The following is a 16,281-nucleotide window of genomic DNA, read 5'->3' as shown; positions in this document are numbered from 1 at the left end:
TGTGGAAATGTGAAACGCTCATGCCAGCCCCTCCAGCGCCCCGGCGAACCCGTCCACGGCGGCGACCAGTCGGTCGACGGCCGCGTCCGGGGTGACCGGCGACACCAGCATCATGGTGTGGAAGGGCGCGATCAGCACCCCGCGATTGATCAGCCACAGATGAAGCGCGTGCAGCAGATCGGCGTCCAGCGCCGCGCGCATCGCGGCGGCGTTTTCCGGCGGCGCGGCGGCGAACACCAGCTCGACCCGCGCCCCGACATGGACCACCGACCACGGCAGGCCGCGGGCGGCGATCACGCCGCGCAGGCCGGTCATCAGCCGCTCGGCCCCGGCCAGCATCCGGGCGTAGGCGGCGTCGGTCATCACCTCGGACAGCATGGCCCGCATGGCCGCCAGGGCCAGGGCGTTGCCCGACAGGGTGGTGCCGATCCCCGACTGGCCGGGCCCGGTCTGGGCGGCGGCGGCGTCCATCCGTTCGGACAGCTGCGCGGTGACGCCCCAGACCGCGGCCGGCACGCCGCCGGCGATGGCCTTGCCGACCACCAGCATGTCCGGCTCCAGGCCATGGGCGCGGGCGTAGCCGCCGGGGGCGGTCGAGATCGTGTGGGTCTCGTCGACGACCAGCAGGGTCCCGGCCTGGCGGGTCAGGTCACGCAGGGTGTCCAGGAACCCCGGCCGCGGCAGGATCATCCCGCAATTGGTCATGGCCGGCTCGGCCAGGACGGCGGCGACGTCGCCGGGGGCCAGGGCGGCGGCGAGGGCCTCGGGGTCGTTGAACGGCGCGACGCGGGTGGTGGCGGTCAGGTCGTGGACCTGGCCCAGCAGGCCCGGCTTCATGACGGGCTGGCCGTCCTTCAGCGTCACGAACGCGTCGTCGACCATGCCGTGGTAGCAGCCGTCGAACACCAGGACCACCGGCCGGCCGGTCACCGCCCGGGCCCAGCGGATCGCGGCGCGGTTGGCGTCGCTGGCCGTGGTCGCCATCTGCCACAGCGGCAGGCCGAAGCGCTCGGCCAGCAGCCGGCCGACGATCACCGCGCCGGCGGTCGGCAGCATGAAGCCGGTCCCGCGCCGGGCCTGGTCGGCGATGGCCCGGGCCACCGCCTCCTGGCCGTGGCCGAACATGGCCGGGGTGTCGGCCAGGCAGAAGTCGTCGTAGAGCCGGCCGTCAACATCGGTGATCTGGGCCCCGACGCCCTGGGCGGCGAACACCGGACACGGGCTAGCCCAGTCGGTCATCCAATGCATCGGCGCCCCGCCCCGCCAGACCTCGGCCGACTGCCGCGACAGGGCCAGGGAGCGCGGGTGTTCGTCCACGAACCGGCGGGCTTCGTCCTGGATCAGGTCCGACAAGGTTGGCGTGGGGGCGGGGTTGGGGGTCATGCGGGTGAGACCCCGCCGACAACACCCATCGAATTTTCAGCCGTCATTCCCGCCCTTGTGGCGGGAACCCCTTGCTCAGCCGACGGTGAAGCGCCTTGGCGCGCTGGCGCGCCACACCCCCGCACCTGCGGCGGACAGAGGGGTTCCCGCCACAAGGGCGGGAATGACGGTGTGAAAGGGGAAAGAGCGGCGGGCGACCTCATGCAGAGATCCCGCCAAAGCACAGGTACTTGGTCTCCAGATACTCGTCCAACCCCTCCGACGATCCCTCGCGGCCCAGGCCCGAGTCCTTGACGCCGCCGAACGGAGCCACCTCGGTGGAGATGATGCCTTCGTTGATCCCGACCATCCCGGCCTCGATCGCCTCGGCCACCCGCCAGCAGCGGCCGACGTCGCGGCTGTAGAAGTAGGAGGCCAGGCCGAACGGCGTGGCGTTGGCCAGGTCGATGGCGTCCTGCTCGGTGTCGAACTTCACGATCGGCGCGACCGGGCCGAAGATCTCTTCCTGGAACAGCCGCATGTCGGGCGTGGCGCCGGTCAGCACGGTGGGCTGCCAGAACAGCCCGCCCAGCTCGTGTCGGTCGCCGCCCACGGTGGCCGTCGCGCCCTGCTCGACCGCTTCGCGCACCAGCTTTTCGACCTTGGCGACAGCCTTGTCGTTGATCAGCGGACCGATGGTTACGCCCTCTTCCGTGCCCGGACCGACCTTCAGGGCCGCGACCTTCTGCGTCAGCCTCGCCACGAACGCGTCGTGAATGCCCGCCTGCACCAGCAGCCGGTTGGCGCAGACGCAGGTCTGGCCGGTGTTGCGGTACTTGCTGGCGATCGCCCCGTCGACGGCGGCCTCCAGGTCGGCGTCGTCGAAGACGATGAACGGCGCGTTGCCGCCCAGCTCCAGCGACAGCTTCTTCATCGTGCCGGCGCACTGGGCGTAGAGCGTCTTGCCCACCGGGGTCGAGCCGGTGAACGACAGCTTGCGCACCCGCGCATCGTCGCACAGGGCCTTGCCGATGCCGGCGCTGTCCTTGCCGGTGACCACGTTCAGCACCCCGGCCGGCACCCCCGCCTCGACCGCCAGCCGGGCGATGGCCAGGGCGCACAGCGGGGTCTCGGCCGCCGGCTTGACCACCACCGTGCAGCCGCTGGCCAGGGCCGGCCCGACCTTGCGGGTGATCATGGCGATCGGGAAGTTCCACGGCGCGATCGCCGCGCAGACCCCGACGGGCTGCTTGATCGACACCAGGCGCTTCCCGGGCAGCGGGCTCGGGATGGTGTGGCCGTAGGCCCGCTTGGCCTCCTCGGCGAACCAGTCGATGAACGCCGCGCCGTACGACACCTCGCCCCGCGACTCCGCCAGCGGCTTGCCCTGCTCGGCGGTCATCAGCCGGGCCAGGGCCTCGGCGTGCAGCAGCATCAGGTCCGACCACTTGCGCAGGATCGCCCCGCGGTCCTTGGCGCTGCGGGCGGCCCAGGCCGGGAAGGCGCGATGGGCGGCCTCGATGGCCACCTTGGTCTCCGACGCGCCCAGGTCGGCCACCTCGGCGATCACCGACCCGTCGGCCGGGTTCAGCACCTGGAAGGTGCTCTCGCTCTCGATCCACAGGCCGTCGATGAAGGCGGCGGTTTCGACAAGCTCCAGGGTCTTGAAGGTCATGGGCGTCACCTCAGCGTCACGGACACCGACTTCAGGTCGGCGTACTTGTGCAACGCGTGAAGGCTGCGGTCGCGGCCGAAGCCCGACTGCTTGAAGCCCCCGAACGGCATTGTGATGTCGCAGGCGTCCCAGCCGTTGATCCAGACCAGGCCGGCCTTCAGCCGCCGAGCGCAGGTCAGGGCGCGGTTGATGTCGCTGGTCCACAGGCCGGCGGCCAGGCCGTAGATGGTGTCGTTGGCCAGGCGGATGGCCTCGTCCGGGTCCTTGAAGGTCTGCACGCCCAGCACCGGGCCGAACACCTCCTCGCGGGCCAGGGTGTGGTCGGGCGCCAGCCGGTCGAAGATGGTGGGCTCGACATAGAAGCCGCCGGTCTCGCGCCGCACCCGCTGGCCGCCCAGCAGGCGGCGCGCGCCCTGGCTGTCGGCGGTGGCGATATAGTCCAGGGCGGTGTTCATCTGCCGCTCGCTGACCATGGCCCCGAAATTGGTCTCCGGATCCAGCGGGTCGCCGGGGACCATGGTCCCGGCCACGGCGACCACCTTCTCGAGGAAGGCGTCCTTGATCGAATCCTCGACCAGCAGGCGCGAAGCCGCGGTGCAGACCTCGCCCTGGTTATAGAACACGCCCCAGGCGGCGGCCGAGGCGGCGGCGCCCAGGTCCGGGCAGTCGGCGAAGACGATCTGCGGCGACTTGCCGCCCAGCTCCAGCGACACGCGCTTGAGGTTCGACCGCGCCGAATATTCCATCAGCCGCCGGCCCACCGGGCCCGAGCCGGTGAAGGCGATCATGTCGACGTCCATCGACAGGGCCAGGGCCTCGCCCGCCACGCCGCCCAGGCCCGGCACGACATTCAGGACCCCTGCCGGGAGTCCAGCTTCCAGGGCCAGCTCACCCAGCTTCAGGGCGGTCAGCGGCGACTGTTCGGCGGGCTTGAGGACGACGGAATTGCCCATGGCCAGGGCCGGGGCGACCTTCCACATGGCCATGTGCAGCGGGAAGTTCCACGGCACGATGGCGCCGATCACGCCCAGCGGCTCGTGCACCGCCCAGCTCAGCCGGTCGACCGGCGAGGTCCCGACCTCGCCATAGATCTTGTCCAGGGCCTCGGCGTACCAGCGGGTAGTGCCGATCGCCAGAGGGATGTCGACGGCGCGGGCGTCGCGGATCGGCTTGCCGGTGTCGACGCTCTCCAGCAGGGCCAGCTGCTCGGCGTCGCGCTCCATCAGCTCGGCCAGCTTGAACAGCACCGCCTTCTTGGCGCGCGGGCCCTGGTCGCGCCAGCGGCCGTCCTCGAAAGCGACGCGGGCGCTGGCCACGGCGCGGTCGACGTCTTCGCCCTGGCAGGCGGCGACCTGGTTCAGCACCGTCCCGTCGCGCGGCGCGACGTTGTGGAAGGTCATGCCCGAGGCCGCCTCGACCAACGCGCCGTCGATCACCGCCCGGCCGGGCAGGGCCAGGGTCTTGAGGGCGTCGATGGGGCTGGCGGCGGTCACGGCAGAGCTCTCGATGAATTGTGATCACAGTTTGCGGTGGCGGGGCGGCTGTCAAGGTGGGGCGGGGAACCGGAGCGCCGGTGCCTGACCGTTGGGCGCCGGGGACGCGATCGGGGACAGGCACATGTGCCTGTCCCCAGCCTTGCCGTCCCCAGTTTCACCGCCCCGCCTCCACCGCCATGCGCATCTTGTCCATGCCCTCCGACAGGTCGGCGGCGATGGCCCGGCGGGCGCCCTCGGCGTCGCGGGCCTTCAGGGCCTCCATGGCCTCGGCGTGGCGGTCGGCGACCAGGCCGTCGGCGCCGACCCGGCCGAACACCACGCGCATGAACGGCCCGATCTGCAGCCATAGGCCGCCGGCCATGGCCAGCAGCACCTCGGCCTCGGCCCGCGCGTAGAGGGCGAAGTGGAAGTCGTGGTTGGCGGTCATGTAGGCGTCGACGTCGCCCAGCCGCAGGGCGTCGTCGACGGCCGCGTCCAGCTCGCGCAGGCGCTTGAGCAGGGCGGCGTCGGCGTGGGGCGCGGCGCGGGCGGCCAGTTCCGGCTCGATCCACAGCCGGGCCAGCGACAGCTGCTCCAGGCGATCGGCGGTCAGGGACGGCACGCTCAGGCGCTTGTTGGCCGGGTTGATCGCCAGGGCCCGCTCGGCCACCAGCCGCCGCACGGCGTCGCGCACCGGCATCGGCGACACCCCCAGCTCGGCCGCCAGGCTGCGCAGGCTGACGCCCACCCCGGGCGCGATGCGGCCGGTGATCACCGCCTGGCGAAGGGCCTCGTAGACCTGGTCGTGGACGGCCAGGCTGTCGGCGAGGGGTTTGCGTTCAGCCACCTACCCCTCCTGCTAAAAAGATCCGCTCATCCCGGCGAACGCCGGGACCCAGATGGAATGGCTTTGAGGCGGCTTCCTTGGGCTCGGCGTTCATCCGATCAGAATCCACGCTTTGGGATCTGGGTCCCGGCATTCGCCGGGATGAGCGGCCGTAGGGGCTTGCCAGATCACATTGAACTGCGATCACAATGCACGCGTCAGCCCAGAACGCCAGGGCCGGAGACTTCCCCATGACCGATTTCGGCACTCAGGCCGCGACCAACGACCTCGACGCCTTCTGGATGCCGTTCACGCCCAACCGGCGGTTCAAGGCCAATCCCAGGATGCTGGGCCGCGCCGAGGGCATGTACTACGCCACGCCCGACGGCCGCCAGGTGCTGGACGCCACCTCGGGCCTGTGGTGCGTCAACGCCGGCCACAACCGGCCCAGGATCGTCGAGGCCATCCGCCGCCAGGCCGGCGAGATGGACTTCGCCCCCAGCTTCAACATGGGCCACCCGGGGGCCTTCGCCTTCGCCAGCCGCATCGCCCAGATCACCCCGCCGGGCCTGGACCGCATCTTCTTCACCGGCTCGGGCTCGGAGTCGGTCGACACCGCCCTGAAGATCGCCCTGGCCTACCACCGGGCCCGCGGCAAGGGGACCAAGACCCGGCTGATCGGCCGCGAGCGCGGCTATCACGGCGTCGGCTTCGGCGGCATTTCGGTGGGCGGCATTCCGAAGAACCGGATGTATTTCGGCTCCCTGCTGACCGGCGTCGACCACCTGCCCCACACCCACGGCGTGGCCGGCAACCTGTTCGCCCAGGGCCAACCGAAGAACGGCGCGGAACTGGCCGACGCCCTGGAGGGGATCGTCGCCCTGCACGACGCCAGCAACATCGCCGCCGTGATCGTCGAGCCGGTGGCCGGCTCGACCGGGGTGCTGGTCCCGCCGCAGGGCTACCTGCAGCGCCTGCGAGCGATCTGCGACAGGCATGACATCCTGCTGATCTTCGACGAGGTGATCACCGGCTTTGGCCGGGTGGGCGCGGCCTTCGCGGCCGAGCGGTTCGGGGTGACGCCGGACATGATCTGCATGGCCAAGGGCCTGACCAACGCCGCCGTCCCGGCCGGGGCGGTGGCCGCGTCCGAAGGGATCTACCAGGCGATGATGGACGGCGCCGACGCCCCGATCGAGCTGTTCCACGGCTACACCTACGGCGCCCATCCCCTGGCCTGCGCGGCCGGCCTGGCGACGCTGGAGGTCTACCAGGAGGAGGGCCTGTTCGCGCGGGCCCTGGAGGTGGAGCCCTACTGGCGCGCGGCGGTCCATTCGCTGAAGGACGCCCGCCACGTGGTCGACATCCGCGACTTCGGCCTGATCGCCGGCATCGAGCTGGAGCCTCGCCCCGGCGCGCCGACCGCCCGGGCGATGGCCGCGTTCGAGACCGCCTTCGACCGCGGCCTGCTGACCCGCGTGACCGGCGACATCATCGCCCTGTCGCCGCCGCTGATCATCGAGCGCGCGCAGGTGGACCAGGTGGTGGAGACGATCCGGGCGGTGTTGGCGGGGGTGGATTGACCGCGCGGAGGGACGCCCCCTCCGTCCGCTTCGCGGACACCTCCCCCGTTTCACGGGGGAGGAGAACGAGCAGCATCCTCCTCACCCGCGCAGCGGGGGAGGTGGCGCGCTGCGAATACGCAGCGTGACGGAGGGGGCGTCCTGCGGCATATTCAACCTATGAGATCAACGACCAAGACACACTCGCGCGCTAGAACCCTGCGCAAGACCATGAGTCCGCCCGAGGTCATGCTCTGGCTCCGCCTGCGCGCCCGCCAGCCTGACGGACCCCGCATCCGCCGTCAGCACCCGATCGGCCCCTACATCGCCGACTTCTTTTGCGCCGAGGCCAAGCTGGTGATCGAGGTCGACGGCTGGGGCCACAACATGGGCGACGCGCCCGAGCACGACGCGCGCCGTGACGCCTATATGGCCGGCAAGGGCCTGGCGGTGATGCGCTACACCGCCGCCGAGGTGTTCGCCGATCCCGACGAGGTCGCCACCGGGATCTGGGAGCGGGCGATGGGCCTGATCCGCCAGCGGGACGGCCTGGACGCCCCCTCCGTCACGTCGCCGATTGGCGACGCGCCACCTCCCCCGCTGCGCGGGGGAGGAGAAGCGGTATAAGGGGCAATGACCCTGACCGACATCCGCCCTTCCAAGCCCGCCCCGATCAGCGCCAACGCCCTGATCCTGACGGGGATCTTCGCCGCCCTGACCTTCGCCCTGGCGCGGATGGACGCGCCTCCCGGCGTGCTGACCTTCGCCTTCGTGGTCGTCGGCTGGATCCTCAGCGTGGTGGTCCACGAGTTCGGCCACGCCTTCGTGGCCTACAAGGCCGGCGACCACACGATCGCCGAGAAGGGTTACCTGACCCTGGACCCACTGAAATACACCGACCTGACGACCAGCCTGGTGCTGCCGCTGGTGGTGCTGGCCATGGGCGGGATCGGCTTTCCCGGCGGGGCGGTCTATCTGCGCGACGACCTGATGCGCAGCCGGCGCGGCCGGGCCCTGGCCTCGCTGGCCGGGCCGCTGGGCACGCTGGCGGTGCTGGTCGGCCTGGCCGTCTGCCTGGCCGCCGACCGGGCGTTCGGCGTCGAGACCAGCCCGCTGTCGCGCGCCGCCGCCTTCCTGGCCTTCCTGCAGGCCTTCGCCCTGGTGCTGAACCTGCTGCCCCTGCCCGGCCTGGACGGTTTCGGCGTGATCCGCCCCTACCTGCCGCCGGCGGTCCAGCAGCAGGCGCGGAAAGTCGGCGGCCTGGTGTTCATCGGCCTGTTCCTGGCGATCTTCTTCATCCCCGGCGTCAACCACGCCCTGTTCAGCATCGTGCTGACGATCACCGACCTGTTCGGCGTCTCCCGCCCCGACATCGGCGCGGGGTACCAGGCGTTCCGGTTCTGGGAGGTCTAGTCGCCCTCTCCCAGAGGGAGAGGGCGGGACCCGCGCCGGAGGCGTGGGAGGGTGAGGGGTTACACCCTCACCAATTATCCATGAGCGCCCTGCCGGCGCGCCGTCGAACTCAGAACCCCCTCACCCTCCCAAGCTTCGCTTGGGCCCCTCCCTCTCCCCATGGGAGAGGGGTTTTTCACGCCGCCTTCACGCCCGCGCGAAAGGTCGAGGGCGGCTGCTGCGCCTCCGAGGTCTGGACCAGGCAGCCGTACCAGCCCAGGCCCCGGTAGGTCTCGTAGCCGGGCGTCAGGGCGTAGCCGATGGTGCGGGCCCCGTCGGCGTAGCTGGCCATATCGCCACCGGTCGTGTCGAGCTGGAAGGTCTCCTCCAGCACGCCCTTGCCGTCCGAACTGGCCAGCACCCGGTGGTTCTGGTCCAGCAGCAGCACCCGCGAGCGGGTCCTCTCCTCGTCGGTCAGGCGCACGCCGTCGACCACCGCCTGGGCCTGGGGCTTCCAGTCGAAATGCACGCCCAGCACGCCCAGCACCCGGCCGTCGGCCTGGCCGCCCTCGCGGATGGCCGTGGCGTAGGTGGCGACCGGGGCGTCGTTCAGGGCCTTGACCCGCTCGATGTCGCAGACCGTGAAGTCGTCGCCGGACTTGGTGCGCAAGGCGTCGCGGAACCAGGGGGCGTCGGCCACCGAGGCGTTGCGGGCGGCCGGATAGCGGTCGGGGCGGCCGCTGGCGATCACCCGGCCCGAGGGGTCGGCGATCCACAGGTCCAGATAGACGGTGTAGGCGTCGAGGATCACCTTCAGCCGCTGGCTGGCGTAGGTGGCGGCCTCGCGCGACGGGGCGGCCACGCAGTCGACCACGGCGCTGTCGGTGGCCCACCAGCGCACGTCGCAGGTGCGCTCATAGAGGTTGCGGTCGATGATCTCGATGGCGTTCAGGGCCAGGTCGACCAGGCGCTGGCCGCGCAGATGGCCCAGGATCGCCCCGCCGATCGCCGTCAGCTCGTCGAGGTCGGCGCGCACCTGGCTCTCCAGGGCGGCGGCCACCACGTCGATCTGGGTGGAGATGGTCTTGAACTCCTCGGCGACGATCGCGAAGCCGCGCCCCGCCTCGCCGGCTCGGGCGGCGACGATCAGGGCGTTGATCGCCAGCATCTTGGCCGAGCGGTTGACATAGGCGATCTCGCCGATCTTCTCGCCGGCCACGGCGCTGAGGCGCTCGCTGAGCTCCAGGATGCGTTCTGGGCGGAGACTGGCGTCGTCGGCCGACATGCGTGGCTTCCCCCGAAACCGGCGGCGGGACCCGGAACAGCCGAATCACTCGCCAGACGGGCGAGCATGACACTGCTGTCGGCTTGCAGAACCGGGGTCGGACAATCCGTCGCGCCCTATGGACGGTCCAAGGGGCCATCGGGGTGGCGGATGCGCGATTTGGCGGCAAACCCTGCCTGATTAATCATCAAGGCTCGCGCGGGTTGTCCTTCCACAGTGATCGGGAAGCCTTACCGTACGGCGATGACACCGGTGGACAGAGGTTTTGGGACGGGAGATGATGCCCCCCAACATCCGCTCATCCCGGCGAATGCCGGGACCCAGATGGAATGGCGACGGGGCTGACGCCAATGGCTCTGAGCCTATCCAGCCAGCCGCACCGCCATGGGATCTGGGTCCCGGCATTCGCCGGGATGAGCGGCGAAAAAGGGGGAAACGAAGATGATCCGCACGTCCGGCGCTCCGACAACGATCCTGGCCGCCGTCCTGGCCCTCGCCGCGCCCCTCGCCGCGCCCCTGGCCCAGGCCGCGCCGCGCGAGGTTCTCGCCTTCCCCGGCGCCGAGGGGGCGGGACGGCTGTCGTTAGGCGGGCGCGGCGGGGCGGTGATCAAGGTCACCAACCTGGAGGACTCCGGCCCCGGCTCGCTGCGCGCCGCCGTCGAGGCCGAAGGGCCCCGGACGGTCGTCTTCGATGTCGCCGGCACGATCCCGCTGAAGCGCGAGTTGAAGATCGCCAACGGCCGGATCACCCTCGCCGGCCAGACCGCCCCGGGCGGCGGGATCACCCTGCGCGACCACACCCTGGTGGTGGCCGCCGACGACGTGGTCATCCGCTTCATCCGCTCGCGCCTGGGCGACGTGAGCAGGACCGAGGGCGACGCGATCTGGATCAACGCCGGCCGGCGGATCATCCTCGACCACGTCTCGGCCAGCTGGTCGGTGGACGAGACCCTGTCGGCCAGCGCCCGCTACGACGCGCCAGGTCAGGGCTTTTATGACCTGACCGTACAGTGGTCGATCATCGCCGAGAGCCTGCGCCATTCGATCCACGCCAAGGGCGACCACGGCTATGGCAGCCTGATCCGCGGCGGGAACGGCTCGAAGATCAGCTTCCACCACAACCTGTGGGCCAACCACCTGGCCCGCATGCCGCGCCCGGGCAATTACGAGGGGCCGGACAAGGACTCGGTCGGGGCCTTGTTCGAGTTCCGCTCCAACGTCTTCTACAACTGGGGCAAGGGCCACGCCGGCTACGACGCCGACAAGGCGGCGCTGGCGGCCTACAGCTTCGTCGACAACGCCTATGTCATGGGCCCCGACAGCGAAAAGCCCGTCGCCTTCGACGAGAGCAACAGCCTGGCCAAGGCCTTCTTCGCCGGCAACAGCATGAACGGCGTCGTGCCCGCCGATCCCTGGAGCCTGGTCAGCGGGCTGCAGGCGCCGGGCTGGCGCCAGGCCGCGCCGATCGCCGTGGCGCCGGTCAAGGCCGACCCGGCCGCCTTGGCCTATGAGCGGGTGCTGGCCGACGCCGGGGCCAGCGTGTTCCGCGACAGCGTCGACGCCCGGGTCGTGGCCGGGGTGCGCGACCGGACCGGCCGGCTGATCGACAGCCAGGCCGAGGTCGGCGGCTGGCCGGTCCTGCCGGCCGGCGTCGCGGCCGTGGACACCGACGGCGACGGCATGCCCGACGCCTGGGAAAAGGCGCATGGTCTGGACCCGAGGAAGGCCGACGGGGCGGCCCTTGCCAAGGACGGCTCGGGCTATACCAATCTCGAACTCTATCTCGCCGACATCGCCGAGGCGCGCCGATGATGCTGATGACGATGGTCCTGCTCGCCACGCAAGGTCCGCCCACGCTGAGCGCGCTCGCAAAACTGTCGCCGCGGGCCGCGGGCGAGATCGTTCTGGCGGGCAAGGATCACGAGCCGGTCGCGAAGATCGTCGTTCCGACGGATCGGGGCATGGACCCGCCCGGCATGATCGAGCGCCAATTGGTCGAACGGCCCGTCGCCGGCCCCCAGGGTTGCTCGAGAAGACGGTGGATCGCCCGGTTCTCCCACGGCCCCGACATCGCCGAAGGCGAGGCGGCGCTTTCCAGCGTATCGGCCTCGACCGAGGTCGCCCTGCCCGGCGCCGCCGGCTGCCCGGACGACGGCTACGTGCGCCTGAACCCTGGCCTTGAGGCGACCCAGGCCCTGCCGGCGCTGAGATATCTGGACGACATCCGGCGAGGCGACGCCCCGGCCAAGTTCACCTGTTCCGACGAGACCGCCTCGGGCCTTTGCGCCGATCCCGGGAAGATCCGCCAGGCGCTGGCGAAGCTGTCGTCCTGGGCCGTGACGCGCCAGAATGGGCAGATGGTTTTCTGGCTGGGCACGCCCGGACAGGCGGTCACCGAGGTGCGCTACAGCCCCGACCGTCTCGACCAGGTCACGGTCAGCCGCAGGATCCCCGCGCCGTTCTAAACGGCGAGACAGGACGTTGGCGGTTCGCCCACTTGCCCCCACCTGACCGCGTTGCGGTCTGTCCGCCCCCATAGGGGGCGGAGCGCTCCGCCCCCTGTGGGGGCGGACAGGCGACGACGTCGCCAGGTGGGGGCAAGCCGCGCGCTAGAACCGGAACATGCCGTTCGGCACGCCCCGTCGATCCGCCCTAGCCGACCGGGCTCAGCACCTTGTACGCCGGCTTGGCCTTGGCGGCGTCGCCGCTGCCGACGGTGAAGGAATAGTCGCTCCAGTAGATCCGGACGATCGCCGGCGCGCTGCTGTTGTACGAGACCTCGTGCCACTCGCGGGTCGAGGAGTAGATGCTCAGATAGTAGACGTCGCCCGTCTGGTCCTCGAAGGCCAGGTACATCGAGCCGCTGAAGGCGCCCTTGGGGCCCTGGGCGTCGACGCGCACCTGGTAGCTGTAGATGCCGGCGATGGACTGCAGCTCGATCGCGAAGACCGTGCCGCCGTCGTTGGCCACCACGCAGTTCTGCGGCGAGTTGCCGTTGACCGTGGCCGACTGGTTGGGCTGCATCCCGCCGGAGGACGTGGCGCTGTAGTAGCCGTTCTTGCACTCGCCGCAATCGCCGCTGAAGTTCGCTGTGCCGCTGGTCATGTGCTTGCTCCCTGTTATGGCCCGGTCATCGCCGGGCGCCACCTTAGGTTCCGACAGATACAACCTTACTCTGGGGTTGCGCTCTATGCAACCTTTAGGAGCTTTACCGTTAAGCCTACTATAAGATGTATTAAGCTTAATGAGACTGGCGGGGCGTCCGACCTCGCCGGCCCCCGAAGAAGGCCGCGCCCGGCTTTGCCCCCTTCCGCGCTTTCGGCTACACCGCCCGCATGTCGCACAACACCTTCGGCCACCTGTTCCGCGTCACCACCTGGGGCGAAAGCCACGGCCCGGCCCTGGGCTGCGTGGTCGACGGCGTCCCGCCGGGCATCGCCCTGACCGCCGAGCAGATCCAGGCCTTCCTCGACAAGCGCCGCCCCGGCCAAGGCAAGTTCGTCACCCAGCGCCAGGAGCCGGACGCCGTGCGCATCCTGTCGGGGGTGTTCGAGGACGAGCGCACGGATGGTCAACGCACCACGGGCACGCCGATCAGCCTGATGATCGACAACACCGACCAGCGCTCCAAGGACTACGGCGAGATCGCCCAGGCCTTCCGGCCGGGCCACGCCGACTATCCCTATTTCGCCAAGTACGGCGTGCGCGACTATCGCGGCGGCGGGCGCAGCTCGGCGCGGGAGACCGCCGCGCGGGTGGCGGCCGGCGCCATCGCCCGGCTGGTGATCCCCGGCGTCACCGTGCGCGCGGCCCTGGTGCAGATCGGCCCGCACGCCATCGACCGGGCGAACTGGGACTGGGACCAGGTCGAGCAGAACCCCTACTGGTCGCCGGACGCCGCGATCATCCCGGTCTGGGAAGAACACCTGGAAAAGGTCCGCAAGGCGGGGTCCTCGACCGGCGCCGTCGTCGAGGTCGAGGCTGTCGGCGTGCCGGCCGGCTGGGGCGCGCCGCTGTACGGCAAGCTGGACGCCGAGCTGGCCGCCGCCCTGATGTCGATCAACGCCGCCAAGGGCGTGGAGATCGGCGAGGGCTTCGCCAGCGCCGCCCTGTCGGGCGAGGACAACGCCGACCAGATGCGGATGGGCAATGACGGCCCGGTGTTCCTCAGCAACCACGCCGGCGGCGTGCTGGGCGGCCTCTCCACCGGCCAGCCGGTGGTGGCCCGCGTGGCCTTCAAGCCGACCTCCTCGATCCTGACCCCGCGCGAGAGCGTCAACGAGGCCGGCGAAGACGTCGACCTGCGCACCAAGGGCCGCCACGACCCCTGCGTGGGCATCCGCGGCGTGCCCGTGGTCGAGGCCATGACCGCCTGCGTCCTGGCCGACGCCTTCCTGCGCCACCGCGCCCAGACCGGCGGCGGGGCGTTCGTGCCGGGCATGAGCGGTCGGCGGTAGGTGTCATTCCGGACGAGCGCGTAGCGCGAAGATCCGGGACCAGGGCGTGAACTCAGAGCTTCCGGCGGTTCCGGATCGGCGCTCGGCTGCGCCGAGCTTGTCCGGGATGACAGGCTGTTTTCAGCTTGGCGAAAACGCCCCTACCCCTTGCGCGCCTCGGGCCATTCCTCGGGGCGCAGGATCATCGTCGGGCGCAGGAACGGCGAGCGGACGCGGTCGTAGTCCTGGATGTGCAGGTTTCGGCAGATGATCTCGAGCAATGTCCCGCCGTCGACTTCCGGCGGAGGCTCGTCGTGCATCTGTTTCCAGAGCTCGAGAGCTTCGCGCTTGATGAGTTCGTCGCGGGAGGTCATCCGGAAATCATATCCCTTCGGCGCATCAACTCTCCGGCGGCGAGTCTCGTTCCTAAGTTTTTCGTTGATAAAAGGTAACCAAGCGTCGCCGACGTTAAGGATAGTCTGATCATCGGCGCGCGAAGATTGAAGATTAACGTGGCCGCCTGCGCGCGATTCGCCGAGGGATCGCCAGCGCCGGCCTCTGTCGAAATTCGACATTGCCCTGAGAACGTTAGGCTTCCGGCCGATTAGCGGCCTCTCCTGGCGTCGCCAGGACGATCGGGGGCCTCTTCCATATGGATTGGCTCTGAAGAAAGCTGTCATCCCGGACAAGCTTGGTGAAGCCGAGCGCCGATCCGGGACCGCCGCAAGCTCTGAGTTCACGCGTCGGTCCCGGATCTTCGCGCTGCGCGCTCGTCCGGGATGACAACCGCTTTTTGGTCATGGGCGATGACCTGGCGACCAGGGGATGGTGGACCGCGTACCGAACCTCTCGCCCACGCGTCGCCACACAGCGGCCATCGGACGCGGCGACCCTGGCGGCGCGCCGGGCTAGAACGCAGGCCCCAACTCAGTGAGCTTGCCCCAATGTCGCGTCACATGTCCCCGCGTCGCCTGCCCCTCGTCCTCGCCCTCGTGGCCGTCGCCGCCACCGGCCAGGGCTGCCTGGCCGTCGCCGCCGGCGGGGCCGTGGTCGGCGCGGGCGCCGCCGTGGTCGGCACGACCGGCAAGGTCGTGGTCGGGGCCGGCAAGGCGGTGATCCCCGGCGAAAGCAAGAAGGACCGCGAAAAGCGCGAGTTCAAGGAATGGAAGAAGGCCCAGCGGGACGGCTAGGCGCCTCGCCCCTACTTCCGCTTGCGGCCGGCAGGACCGAGCGCCGCTTCCAGGCGCCGCCGGACTTCCGTGACCTGATCATTGGTCAGGCAGCGCTTGGGCAGGACGTTCATCAGGTTCTCGCTCTGGAAGAGCACCAGCACGGACTTGTTTTCCAGCCACTTGAAATAGTCGTCCCAATCGGTGCGGCTCTGGCCTGCTTTGGCGATGAAGGCGACTCCTTCGGCATCCCAACCGATCGAGATCTCGCCCTGAATGCTCTTTTGCTGCGATACAAACCGACGAGCGCGGCGCGGCAACAGCACCCGATCGTTCAGAACATTGAGACCAAGGAGTAGTCCAGCCACGATCAACATCGGCAGGATCGAGATCAATCCAACGATCAGGCCATGGTCACGATAACCCGTCCAGAACGCCGGGCCGGAGACAACCAGGATAATGATGAGCGGCGCGAACTGGCAGATCCGCACAAAATGATTGTGGCGTAGCTGAAGGCGCCAAGCGTCGAGGAAGTCTTCGGGACGATACTGGAGCGAAACCGACGCCATGGGAGCCTTTGCCGACAAATCTGGCTTCCTGCCTAGCCCGCCAAACGCCAAAGGCCAAGCTCACTCCGCCGCGATCGCCCCTGGCAGGTACAGCCGCATCGGCCGCACCTCGTAGGCGCCGCCGGGATTGGCCACGCCCAGCTCGCGGGCGATGTCGAGGGCCTCGTCCATGTCGGCGACGTCCAGGGTGTAGAAGCCCAGGAACTGCTCCTTGGTCTCGGCATAGGGACCGTCGACCACGAACGGGGCGTCGGTCTTGACCAGGGTCTTGGCGGCCGAAGTGCCCTGCAGCCGGCCCGACGGCCCCATCTTGCCCTGGGCGACCAGGCGGTCATGCACGACCGCCAGGCGGCCCATGACGGCGGCGTCCTGCTCCGGGGTCCAGCCCAGGACCTCGGTCTCGTTGTTGTAGCACAGCAGCATGTAGAGCATCGGCGAAGGTTCCCCGGGGCGTTGTGGGCGCTAGGGATAGGACACGGAACGGCGCGTGAAAACCCTCTCCCATTGGGAGAGGGAGGGGCCCGCCGCGC

Annotated in this window: 16 protein-coding genes; 7 read left to right on the top strand and 9 right to left on the bottom strand. The window is 69.9% G+C overall.

Features of this window, described 5'->3' with window-relative positions; all coding sequences use genetic code 11:
• Positions 1–18 precede the first annotated feature (18 nt).
• The 4 genes from ACSQ2G_RS23650 to ACSQ2G_RS23635 all read right to left on the bottom strand — a co-directional run bounded on the left by ACSQ2G_RS23650 (position 19) and on the right by ACSQ2G_RS23635 (position 5,359).
• On the bottom strand, positions 19–1,383 hold the full coding sequence (locus ACSQ2G_RS23650) for an aspartate aminotransferase family protein (RefSeq protein ID WP_436034814.1): 1,365 nt from the start codon (positions 1,381–1,383) through the stop codon (positions 19–21).
• A 199-nt stretch (positions 1,384–1,582) separates the two neighbouring features.
• Positions 1,583–3,037: an NAD-dependent succinate-semialdehyde dehydrogenase gene (locus ACSQ2G_RS23645; RefSeq protein WP_436034813.1), complete on the bottom strand. Its 1,455-nt coding sequence runs from the start codon at positions 3,035–3,037 to the stop codon at positions 1,583–1,585.
• 5 nt (positions 3,038–3,042) lie between these two features.
• On the bottom strand, positions 3,043–4,530 hold the full coding sequence (locus ACSQ2G_RS23640) for an aldehyde dehydrogenase (RefSeq protein ID WP_436034812.1): 1,488 nt from the start codon (positions 4,528–4,530) through the stop codon (positions 3,043–3,045).
• Between the two features lie 157 nt (positions 4,531–4,687).
• Positions 4,688–5,359, bottom strand: coding sequence for a GntR family transcriptional regulator (locus ACSQ2G_RS23635; protein ID WP_436034811.1), 672 nt, complete (start codon positions 5,357–5,359; stop codon positions 4,688–4,690).
• 188 nt (positions 5,360–5,547) lie between these two features.
• Here ACSQ2G_RS23635 and ACSQ2G_RS23630 point away from each other — a divergent pair, with 188 nt between their 5' ends.
• The 3 genes from ACSQ2G_RS23630 (at position 5,548) to ACSQ2G_RS23620 (ending at position 8,313) form a co-directional block, all read left to right on the top strand.
• Positions 5,548–6,921 carry an aspartate aminotransferase family protein gene (locus ACSQ2G_RS23630; protein WP_436034810.1) on the top strand — a complete coding sequence of 458 codons (1,374 nt, stop codon included), beginning with the start codon at positions 5,548–5,550 and terminating at the stop codon, positions 6,919–6,921.
• A 159-nt stretch (positions 6,922–7,080) separates the two neighbouring features.
• Positions 7,081–7,527, top strand: a complete 447-nt coding sequence (locus tag ACSQ2G_RS23625; protein ID WP_436034809.1) for an endonuclease domain-containing protein — start codon at positions 7,081–7,083, stop codon at positions 7,525–7,527.
• Positions 7,528–7,533: 6 nt separating this feature from the next.
• Positions 7,534–8,313: a site-2 protease family protein gene (locus ACSQ2G_RS23620; RefSeq protein ID WP_436034808.1), complete on the top strand. Its 780-nt coding sequence runs from the start codon at positions 7,534–7,536 to the stop codon at positions 8,311–8,313.
• A 175-nt stretch (positions 8,314–8,488) separates the two neighbouring features.
• Here the strand turns inward: ACSQ2G_RS23620 and ACSQ2G_RS23615 are convergent, their stop codons facing one another.
• Positions 8,489–9,577: a methyl-accepting chemotaxis protein gene (locus tag ACSQ2G_RS23615; RefSeq protein ID WP_436034807.1), complete on the bottom strand. Its 1,089-nt coding sequence runs from the start codon at positions 9,575–9,577 to the stop codon at positions 8,489–8,491.
• Positions 9,578–10,018: 441 nt separating this feature from the next.
• Between ACSQ2G_RS23615 and ACSQ2G_RS23610 the strand changes: the two genes are divergently transcribed.
• Together ACSQ2G_RS23610 and ACSQ2G_RS23605 are read left to right on the top strand one after the other, a co-directional pair.
• A complete protein-coding gene (locus ACSQ2G_RS23610) occupies positions 10,019–11,389 on the top strand; it encodes a pectate lyase (protein ID WP_436034806.1) in 1,371 nt (456 codons plus the stop codon).
• Entirely contained in the window at positions 11,386–12,042 is a 657-nt protein-coding gene (locus tag ACSQ2G_RS23605) for a hypothetical protein (RefSeq protein ID WP_436034805.1), read from the top strand. The genes ACSQ2G_RS23610 and ACSQ2G_RS23605 overlap by 4 nt, the downstream gene beginning before the upstream one ends.
• A gap of 187 nt (positions 12,043–12,229) precedes the next feature.
• On the opposite strand, the gene ACSQ2G_RS23600 is transcribed toward ACSQ2G_RS23605, so the two are convergent.
• Entirely contained in the window at positions 12,230–12,682 is a 453-nt protein-coding gene (locus ACSQ2G_RS23600) for a hypothetical protein (RefSeq protein WP_436034804.1), read from the bottom strand.
• A gap of 230 nt (positions 12,683–12,912) precedes the next feature.
• On the opposite strand from ACSQ2G_RS23600, the gene aroC reads away from it, so the two are divergent.
• Positions 12,913–14,034: a chorismate synthase gene (gene aroC / locus ACSQ2G_RS23595; RefSeq protein WP_436034803.1), complete on the top strand. Its 1,122-nt coding sequence runs from the start codon at positions 12,913–12,915 to the stop codon at positions 14,032–14,034.
• A gap of 140 nt (positions 14,035–14,174) precedes the next feature.
• On the opposite strand, the gene ACSQ2G_RS23590 is transcribed toward aroC, so the two are convergent.
• Positions 14,175–14,387, bottom strand: coding sequence for a hypothetical protein (locus ACSQ2G_RS23590; RefSeq protein ID WP_436034802.1), 213 nt, complete (start codon positions 14,385–14,387; stop codon positions 14,175–14,177).
• A gap of 582 nt (positions 14,388–14,969) precedes the next feature.
• Between ACSQ2G_RS23590 and ACSQ2G_RS23585 the strand changes: the two genes are divergently transcribed.
• Complete coding sequence (locus tag ACSQ2G_RS23585; RefSeq protein WP_436034801.1) at positions 14,970–15,203, top strand: hypothetical protein; 234 nt, start codon at positions 14,970–14,972, stop codon at positions 15,201–15,203.
• 11 nt (positions 15,204–15,214) lie between these two features.
• On the opposite strand, the gene ACSQ2G_RS23580 is transcribed toward ACSQ2G_RS23585, so the two are convergent.
• Positions 15,215–15,751 (bottom strand): YcxB family protein, encoded by a 537-nt coding sequence (locus tag ACSQ2G_RS23580; RefSeq protein ID WP_436034800.1) that lies wholly within the window; start codon positions 15,749–15,751, stop codon positions 15,215–15,217.
• A 60-nt stretch (positions 15,752–15,811) separates the two neighbouring features.
• Complete coding sequence (locus tag ACSQ2G_RS23575; protein ID WP_436034799.1) at positions 15,812–16,183, bottom strand: YciI family protein; 372 nt, start codon at positions 16,181–16,183, stop codon at positions 15,812–15,814.
• Between the last annotated feature and the right edge of the window lie 98 nt (positions 16,184–16,281).

The sequence above is a fragment of the Caulobacter sp. LjRoot300 genome (assembly GCF_964253875.1).
Taxonomy (GTDB): Bacteria; Pseudomonadota; Alphaproteobacteria; order Caulobacterales; family Caulobacteraceae; genus Caulobacter.
Note: the sequence above shows the minus strand (reverse complement) of the source record. Positions and strands in the feature narration are given on the sequence as shown.

Coding starts and splice junctions, on each gene's coding strand:
- ACSQ2G_RS23580 (WP_436034800.1), bottom strand. CDS start 15,751: ATGGCGTCGGTTTCGCTCCAGTATCGTCCCGAAGACTTCCTCGACGCT.
- ACSQ2G_RS23645 (WP_436034813.1), bottom strand. CDS start 3,037: ATGACCTTCAAGACCCTGGAGCTTGTCGAAACCGCCGCCTTCATCGAC.
- ACSQ2G_RS23610 (WP_436034806.1), top strand. CDS start 10,019: ATGATCCGCACGTCCGGCGCTCCGACAACGATCCTGGCCGCCGTCCTG.
- ACSQ2G_RS23625 (WP_436034809.1), top strand. CDS start 7,081: ATGAGATCAACGACCAAGACACACTCGCGCGCTAGAACCCTGCGCAAG.
- aroC (WP_436034803.1), top strand. CDS start 12,913: ATGTCGCACAACACCTTCGGCCACCTGTTCCGCGTCACCACCTGGGGC.
- ACSQ2G_RS23620 (WP_436034808.1), top strand. CDS start 7,534: ATGACCCTGACCGACATCCGCCCTTCCAAGCCCGCCCCGATCAGCGCC.
- ACSQ2G_RS23615 (WP_436034807.1), bottom strand. CDS start 9,577: ATGTCGGCCGACGACGCCAGTCTCCGCCCAGAACGCATCCTGGAGCTC.
- ACSQ2G_RS23600 (WP_436034804.1), bottom strand. CDS start 12,682: ATGACCAGCGGCACAGCGAACTTCAGCGGCGATTGCGGCGAGTGCAAG.
- ACSQ2G_RS23590 (WP_436034802.1), bottom strand. CDS start 14,387: ATGACCTCCCGCGACGAACTCATCAAGCGCGAAGCTCTCGAGCTCTGG.
- ACSQ2G_RS23585 (WP_436034801.1), top strand. CDS start 14,970: ATGTCCCCGCGTCGCCTGCCCCTCGTCCTCGCCCTCGTGGCCGTCGCC.
- ACSQ2G_RS23630 (WP_436034810.1), top strand. CDS start 5,548: ATGCACGCGTCAGCCCAGAACGCCAGGGCCGGAGACTTCCCCATGACC.
- ACSQ2G_RS23650 (WP_436034814.1), bottom strand. CDS start 1,383: ATGACCCCCAACCCCGCCCCCACGCCAACCTTGTCGGACCTGATCCAG.
- ACSQ2G_RS23605 (WP_436034805.1), top strand. CDS start 11,386: ATGATGCTGATGACGATGGTCCTGCTCGCCACGCAAGGTCCGCCCACG.
- ACSQ2G_RS23575 (WP_436034799.1), bottom strand. CDS start 16,183: ATGCTCTACATGCTGCTGTGCTACAACAACGAGACCGAGGTCCTGGGC.